At 71.5% G+C, this 7,757-nt stretch carries 6 protein-coding genes and 1 pseudogene; 2 read left to right on the forward strand and 5 right to left on the reverse strand.

Annotation, left to right across the window (positions count from 1 at the left end; genetic code table 11):
• Positions 1-125: 125 nt before the first annotated feature.
• Positions 126-605: pseudogene (locus tag ACFWI9_RS31670) on the forward strand (VOC family protein); the annotation flags it as partial.
• Between the two features lie 295 nt (positions 606-900).
• Here the strand turns inward: ACFWI9_RS31670 and ACFWI9_RS31675 are convergent.
• The 4 genes from ACFWI9_RS31675 to ACFWI9_RS31690 all read right to left on the reverse strand — a co-directional run bounded on the left by ACFWI9_RS31675 (position 901) and on the right by ACFWI9_RS31690 (position 6,388).
• Positions 901-1,551 (reverse strand): thymidine kinase, encoded by a 651-nt coding sequence (locus ACFWI9_RS31675; protein WP_387167958.1) that lies wholly within the window; start codon positions 1,549-1,551, stop codon positions 901-903.
• A gap of 91 nt (positions 1,552-1,642) precedes the next feature.
• The gene (locus ACFWI9_RS31680) at positions 1,643-2,854 is read right to left on the reverse strand and encodes an alkaline phosphatase family protein (RefSeq protein ID WP_387167961.1); all 1,212 of its coding nucleotides are present in this window, start codon (positions 2,852-2,854) and stop codon (positions 1,643-1,645) included.
• Positions 2,854-3,447, reverse strand: a complete 594-nt coding sequence (locus ACFWI9_RS31685; protein ID WP_387167964.1) for a DUF5998 family protein — start codon at positions 3,445-3,447, stop codon at positions 2,854-2,856. The genes ACFWI9_RS31680 and ACFWI9_RS31685 overlap by 1 nt, the downstream gene beginning before the upstream one ends.
• 40 nt (positions 3,448-3,487) lie before the next feature.
• Positions 3,488-6,388, reverse strand: coding sequence for a GNAT family N-acetyltransferase (locus tag ACFWI9_RS31690; protein WP_387167967.1), 2,901 nt, complete (start codon positions 6,386-6,388; stop codon positions 3,488-3,490).
• 88 nt (positions 6,389-6,476) lie between these two features.
• Between ACFWI9_RS31690 and ACFWI9_RS31695 the strand changes: the two genes are divergently transcribed.
• Positions 6,477-6,758, forward strand: coding sequence for an HPr family phosphocarrier protein (locus ACFWI9_RS31695; protein ID WP_387167970.1), 282 nt, complete (start codon positions 6,477-6,479; stop codon positions 6,756-6,758).
• A 181-nt stretch (positions 6,759-6,939) separates the two neighbouring features.
• Here the strand turns inward: ACFWI9_RS31695 and ACFWI9_RS31700 are convergent, their stop codons facing one another.
• Positions 6,940-7,635 (reverse strand): GntR family transcriptional regulator, encoded by a 696-nt coding sequence (locus ACFWI9_RS31700; RefSeq protein WP_387167972.1) that lies wholly within the window; start codon positions 7,633-7,635, stop codon positions 6,940-6,942.
• Between the last annotated feature and the right edge of the window lie 122 nt (positions 7,636-7,757).

Below are 7,757 nucleotides of genomic sequence, written 5' to 3' on the forward strand. Positions count from 1 at the left end.
CGCGCCACCACCCGGCCCGTCCCCGGAGCGGTGTGCCTGCCGGGCCCGGAGCGGCGGGCCCCGCGCGGCCCGGGGGGGCGCCCCCCCCCCGGCCGGGGGCCCGGGCGCGCCCCCGGCCCCCCCCCGGGCCGCTGGACGCGGCCGACGCGGGCCGGATGGCGATCGCTTCTGACCCGGAGGGCGCCGTGTTCGGCATCTGGCAGGCCACCGCCCACACCGGGACCGCTCTGTTCGGCACCCACGGCACACCGGTCTGGTACGAGCTGGTGACCAGGGAGACCTCGGCGGTCAGCAAGTTCTACCACTCGGTCTTCGGCTATGACGTGGAGCCGGTCGTCTCCACCGAGTTCGACTACGCGACCCTGCATCTCGAGGGCCGCGCGGTGGCCTCGCTGCACGGGGTCGGGCATGCCCTGCCGCGCGACCGGGGCTCGCACTGGATGACGTATTTCGAGGTCGAGGACACCGAGGAGACCACGGCCCTGGTACAGGACCTCGGCGGCCATGTGCTGCACGAGCCCCGCGAGGGCGGCAGCGGGTGGCTGGCGACGGTCGCGGACCCCGAGGGTGCGGTGTTCACGGTCGTACGCTCGGCGGAGCGCTGACCCCGCCGCGCCCCCGCGGCGGAATCACAGAACGAGGACTCCGCCGGGAAGTTCCACTTCCCCGTGTGTGCTGGGGGGCGAGCACGATCCGCTTCTCCCACGGACACTCCCCGTCTCAGCGTAGGTGTTCCCGTGACGGACCGCGCCGACGAGCTCAGGGGGAGGCGAGCTCGGTCTTCCTGTCCCGCAGTCGTACGGCTTTTTCGAACACCTTCGGGCCTCGTCCTGCGTCGAACTGGAGACGGGCGAGTACCGCAGGTGCCGCCGCAGCGCATGGACCGGCGCCTTGGAGCTGTCAGGCGTTGTTGACCGGAAGGACATCCGGGGACAGCACGCCGGCCTGGGCCGATGCCGAGGTCATGTGGCGGCGGTGGTGACGGCGGCAGAGAACCTCGTAACCGATCTCCTCCGACGGCCGGTTCACGTCCCCGACTACGACCTGCTCGCCCTCGACGACCATCTCGCCGCCCACCGTACGGGCGTTGTGCGTGGCCCGCGCGCCACACCAGCACAGGGCCTCGACCTGGAGCTGCTCGATCCGGTCCGCCAGTTCGATCAGCCGCTGGGAACCTGGGAAGAGCTTGGTCCGGAAGTCGGTGGTGATGCCGAAGGCGAAGACGTCCAGGCCGAGGTCGTCGACGATACGGGCAAGCTGGTCGATCTGATCCGGCGCGAGGAACTGCGCCTCGTCGACGATCACATAGTCGGCCTTGCCGCCCTGGGACAGCTTGGCGACGAGGTACGCGTACAGGTCCATGCCCCGCAGAGCCTCGACCGCCTCCGTCACCAGGCCTAGCCGGGAGGACAGCTTGCCCTCGCCCGCCCTGTCATCGCGGGTGAAGATCACGCCCTGCAGCCCGCGCGCGTCGCGGTTGTGGGCGATCTGGAGCGCCAGTGTGCTCTTTCCGCAGTCCATGGTTCCGGAGAAGAACACCAGCTCGGGCATGAGGAAGCGACGACCTTTCAGGTCTGGGTGGGTCAGGTCTTGGCAGCGGACGGGCGGTGGGCACGAACGCGGTCGGTGCGGGCAGCGCGCCTCAGGAGCGAACTTCGATCAGCGGAACCAGTTGCTCCACAGGCGTCATCGAACCATGCATGCCGACCATCGCCGACTCCCGGGGCTCGTTCACGGACGCGGTGATCACGACATCGGCGTGCGCCGCCGCGACGACATCGCCGATGCGGCCGTACACCCGCTCGTCCACGTGTCCGCCGAACCAGCCCGCCGTGATCGCCTCATCACGGCTCGCGACCCAGAAGCGGTCACCCAGCACCTCCCGCCAGACGGCGAGCACATCGGACTCGGCACCGGGCACCGCGTACACATGGCGGGCCCGGCCCTCGCCGCCGAGCAGGGCGACTCCGGCGCGCAGCTCCCAGTCCTCGTCGAAGTCGATGCGCGACTCCTCGTCGAACGGGATGTCGATCATGCCGTGGTCGGCCGTCACATAGAGCGCGGTACGCGGCGGAAGCTGCTCGGCGAGGCGCTGCACCAGGCGGTCGACGTACATGAGCTGGCCGCGCCAGGCGTCGGAGTCCACTCCGAAACGATGGCCCTTGCCGTCGACCTCGCTGTAGTAGGTGTAGACGAGCGACCGGTCGGCGGCGGCGAGCTGCTCAGCCGCGAAGTCCATCCGCTCCTCGCCGCTGAGCCTCCCGTGAAACGTTCCACCACTCAGGGCGATCTTGGTGAGCGGGGTGTCCTGGAAGGCGGGCGACGACACCTGGGCGGTGTGCACACCGGCTTCGTCGGCGAGCTGGAAGACGGTCGGATACGGCTGCCAGACCCGCGGGGACGTCCAGGGCGTCCAGCGGAGCTGGTTCATCAGCTCGCCGGTCTCCGGATTGCGGGCCGTGTAGCCGGGCAGCCCGTGCGAGCCGGGCGGCAGACCGGTGCCGAAGGACGCCAGCGAGGTGGCGGTGGTGGAGGGGAATCCGACGGTGATCGGCCGACCGGTACCGCCACGGGACGAGTCCAGCAGCGAGGTCAGGAACGGTGCCTCGGCCGGGTGCGCCTTGAGCTGCTCCCAGCCCAGGCCGTCGATCAGGAAGACGCAGTTCCGGTCGGCGGGTGCCAGCTCCGTGAGCGTGTGGCGCGGGCCGGGCACTCCCTGGCCTGCGGCGATGGTCGGCAGCAGATCGGCCAGGGAGCCGCTGCCGTACGCGGGTACGGCGGCGGTGCCGAGTGCGAGCAGCTCGCTCGCGCTGTGCCAGGGATCATCAGGCCAGGCGGAGTCGGGCAGGGCCATCAGCGTGCGGTGGTCGTGGCGGCCGTGGCCTCGGACAGCGCCTGGGCGAAGGTGAGAGTCTGCCGGACGGCGTCCGGGCCGTCACCCGCCTCGCTGACGCGCAGGCTGAGGTCGTCCGCCGTGGAGTTGCCGGTGTAGCCGTGGTCCGCGTCGCAGTTGGGGTCCCCGCAGGCGGCGGGCTCCAGGTCGATTCGGGAGACCGCGCCCCAGCCGATGGTGAGAACGACCTCACGGGGCAGGGTGCCGGGGGTGTACGCCTCGGGGTTGGCGACGACCCGGCTGACGACGACCGAGGAGATCCGGTCCAGCTTGACGGACTCGGTGGAGGTCGTGGCGTACGGCGTCGGGGAGCTGTTGTCGGCGGCCTGCTCGTCGGTGTGACTCACCACGAACCGGGTCGCTGTCAGCACCAGCACGGTGACATGGCGGCGGACCTCGTTGGAGTCGAACGTGGTCTCCTGGTGGACCAGGTACGACGCGATCTGCTCACCGCCCACGGCGGCTTCCACCGCCTCGGCCACGAGAGCCGGGTAGTAGCCGCTGCGCTCGATCGCCGTGCGCAGCCCCTGGGTCGTCGTACCGGTCTTCGCCATGGGCTCCATCCTAACGGGGCCCCAGGACCCTGGAGTGCGCTCAGTAACGGGGGAGCGTCCGCGGGCCCTGGTCGCTGCGCGGCGGCGGCGGAGCGAGCCGGACGGTGGCGCCGAGCACGGAGAGGCCGTGCTGGGCCACGACGACCGGTTCCAGGCCGACGCCGACCACCTCCGGATGGTCGTCCACCAGTCGCGACACTCTCAGCAGGAGTTCTTCGAGAGCGCCGCTGTCCACGGGTGCCGATCCACGCCAGCCGAAGAGGATGGGGGCGGTCCTGATGGAACGCACGAGCTCGGCCGCGTCGCGGTCGGTGGCGGGGACCAGCCGGTGGGCGGTGTCGCCGAGCAGTTCCGTCGCGGGTCCGGCGAGCCCGAACGACAGTACGGCTCCGACGGCCGGATCAATGGCGGCACGTACCACCGTGTCCACACCCCGCGGGACCATCGCCTGCACGACAGGCCTGAGCTCGGCGGGCCCGCCCAGCGTCGCGGTCAACTCCGCGTACGCCTGGCGGATCTGATGCTCGTCGGCGAGATCGAGCCGTACGCCCCCGAGGTCCGGGCGGTGCCGCAGATGCGGTGCCATGGTCTTGAGCGCCACGGGGTAGCCGAGTCGGGCGGCGGCGCGTACGGCGGCGTCGGGGCTCGGCGCGGGGACGGTAGCCAGTACGTCGATCCCGTAGTGCGCCAGGAGCGCGCGTGTGTCGGGATCGGTGAGCGTGACTCCGTGCGCCCCTCGGGTCTGATCCATCACCCGGGCGACGAGGGAGGCGGCCCCGTCCTCGTCGATGTCCTCGAACTCGGGCACCTTGCCGGGGCGCGCCGCGTCCCGCCGCCACTGCGCGTAACGCACGGCCTCGGCGAGCGCGCGTACGGCACGCTCGGCGGCGGGGTAGGCGGGGATACGGGGCACGGCGGGGAGCATCGGCGCGGCGGCCGGTTCCCGGTCCCCGTCCGGTACGGCGGTGTCCTGCCGCACGGCCTCCCGGCGTACGGCCCCGTCCGTGGCCGGCTCGCCCGGGGCCGCGTCGGCACCGGGGGCTGTGGACGGGCGCGGCGGTGCCGAACTCGTCGCCGCCGCCAGCGCGTCCGCCAGACCGCCCAGTTCGACATGGACCACGAGCACCGGCTTCGGCGGGGAGGACTCCGCCGCCTGGCGCAGCGCTCCCGCCAGCACCTCGCCGTCGCCCGACTCGGTCGCACCGCCTTCCCCGACCCAGGGGATCGCGTTGACGACGACCGCGTCGCACGCCGGATCCTTCATCGCCTCGGCGAGTGCCTGGCGGAAGTCGTCCGGAGTCGCCGCCGTCGTCAGGTCGCGCGGCGGGAGTGGCCGCAGGCCCTCCGTCAGACAGGCGTCGTAGGTGAGCAGCCCGAGCGACTCGGAGTTGCCGAGGATCGCCACCCGCGGGCCCCCGGGCAGCGGTTGGCCGGCGAGCAGCAGCCCCGCGTCGACAAGCTCCGTGACCGTGTCGACGCGGATCACCCCTGCCTGGGCGAGGAGCTCCGACACGGTGGCGTACGGGATGCGGGGGGTCGGCACCGCGTGGCCGGGGGGCGCGCTTCCACTGTGCCGGGCGCCCCGCACGACCACGACGGGTTTGGCGGCGGCGGTACGCCGGGCGAGGCGGGCGAACTTCCGGGGGTTGCCGAGCGATTCCAGGTACAGCAGCACCACGTCGGTGTCGGGGTCCTCGTACCAGTACTGGAGGAAGTCGTTGCCGGAGACATCGGCCCGGTTGCCGGACGAGATGAAGGACGACAGTCCGGCGCCGCGCCGGTGCAGTCCGCTGAGCAGCGCGATGCCGATCGCGCCCGACTGGGTGAACAGTCCGATCCGGCCCCGGGCCGGTGACTCGGGGGCGAGCGATGCGTTCAGCCGGACCTCTTCGGCGGTGTTGATGATCCCGAAGGCGTTCGGTCCGATGATCCGCATGCCATATCTGCGCGCCTGGCGTACCAGTTCACGCTGCCGCTCTCGCCCTTGTACGCCGCTCTCCGCGTAACCGGCGGTCAGGACGACCAGCCCTTGCACGCCGTGTTCACCGCAGTCCGCGACGGCCTCCGGCACCCGTTCGGCGGGCACCGCCACCACCGCGAGGTCGACAGGCTCACCGATGTCCGCGAGCGTACGGAAGGCGGGCACGCCTTCGATCTCGTGCGCGTCCGGCCCGTCGGGACGGTCCTGCGGCAGGGAACTGTTCACCGCGTACAGCCGCCCGGTGTAACCGGATTCCAGAAGATTGCGCAGCGCGGCTCGTCCCACTCCGCCCTGTGCCCGGCCGGCGCCGATCACCGCCACCGAACCGGGAGCCAGCAGACGCTGCACGGAGCGCGCCTCCGCGCGTTGCTCGCGGGCCCGCTGGACGGCGAGCGACCGTGCGGTCGGTTCCAGATCCAGCGTCAGCCGGACGGCTCCGTCCTCGAAGCTGCGCTTCTGGCTGTAGCCGGCGTCCGTGAACACCTTGATCATCTTGTTGTTCGCCGGCAGTACCTCCGCCGCGAACCGCCGGATGCCCCGTTCGCGGGCGACCGCCGCGATGTGTTCGAGGAGCGCAGAAGCGACGCCCCTGCCCTGGTGCGCGTCCTGGACCAGGAAGGCGACCTCCGCCTCGTCGGCGGGTGCCGGCGCCGGCCTGCCGTTCGCGTCGATGCGGTCATAGCGCACGGTCGCGATGAACTCGCCGCCCACCGTCGCCGCCAGGCCCACCCTGTCCACGTAGTCGTGGTGGGTGAACCGGTGGACGTCCTTGGTGGACAGTCGGGGGTAGGGCGCGAAGAAGCGGTAGTACTTGGACTCGTCCGAGACCTGCTCGTAAAAGCTCACGAGCCGTTCGGCGTCCTGCGTGGTGATGGGCCTGATGCGCGCGGTGCCACCGTCGCGCAGCACCACGTCGGCTTCCCAGTGGTCGGGGTACGCGTGATCCGACGGGCTCTGCATGGGCCCAAGACTACGGCCCGGGCCCCGGTCGCGGAGCCCGGGAGGCGGGTGCAGTCTGAGGGCACCCCCAGACTCAGGAGGCATCACCATGGCTGAGCGCCGCGTCCATGTCGGCTGGGCCGAGGGCCTGCACGCCCGCCCCGCTTCGATCTTCGTTCGCGCCACCACGGCGGCGGGCATCCCGGTCACCATCGCCAAGGCGGACGGCGGCCCGGTCAACGCCGCTTCGATGCTGGCGGTGCTCAGCCTCGGCGCGGAGGGCGGCGATGAGATCGTGCTCGTCTCCGACGCGGAGGGTGCGGAGGCGGTGCTGGACCGGCTTGCGAAGCTGGTGGCCGAAGGCCTTGAGGAACTCCCCGAGACCGTCTGATCACCAGCCTCACGAGAAGATGAACGGGGGACACCGCATTCGGAAATGCAGGCCGTAGGTCCAGGTCGGAGTTCCAGATCGGAAATCCAGGGCAGGCATGCAACTCCGGAAAGGTAATTCCCATCGGAGCCACCCACCGGAAATCCTGGATATTACCCTTCCTTTATATACAGCGCGCGTGTTAATGGCGGGCACTCGCCGTGTTTACGGGATGTTGCGAACCCCTCACCGCCGAACGGGGCGGCGCGAGCGGCGCGGTACGCAACCGGTGCGACCTGCTCATCCGCTCGGCGTGTGCCGTGGTGAGCGCCCGGGCCCGCTCCGCGTCACCGCGGGCCACGGCGTCCACGATCGCCCCGTGCTCGGTCCAGCACTCCCCCGGCTGGCCCGGCTGCTCGACCGCGTACATCCAGGCGATCTTGTGCCGCAACTGGGTGAGCAGGGTGATGAGCCCGGGACTGGCGGACGCCTGAGCCAAGGTCTCGTGAAACCAGCCGCCCAGTGCCCGCAGATCCTCGCTCTGACCGTGGCGGGCTCGCTCCTGGCCCAGCCTCACCAACCCGCGCAGCACCTTCAGATGGGCTTCCGTACGCCGCCGCGCGGCCCGGGCGGCACCCAGCGGCTCCAGCAGCGCGCGGATCTCCAGCAGGTCGGCGGCCTCCTGTGCGGTGGGCTCGGCGACACACGCCCCGGCATGCCGCCGGGACACCACGAAGCCCTCCGACTCCAGGGTGCGCAGCGCCTCGCGCACGGGGACGCGGGAGACGCCGTAGCGACGAGCCAGCTGCTCTTCGGCGAGCCGGCTGCCGCGCTCGAAGACCCCGGACACGATGTCGTCGCGGATCGCCGTGCATACCGAGCGCGCGGGAATGCGCATACCGAACCTCCGCAGTAATCCCCTGCACCTGCCGCGTGGGCGGGGCGGGGGTGGGGGACCCCCGCGGGCCCGCGTGTGGGCCCCCCGCGCGGGCGGGGCCGCAGAGGTTAGTGGGTAGCTGG

It is taken from the genome of Streptomyces sp. NPDC127084, assembly GCF_042724175.1.
Taxonomy (GTDB): Bacteria; Actinomycetota; Actinomycetes; order Streptomycetales; family Streptomycetaceae; genus Streptomyces.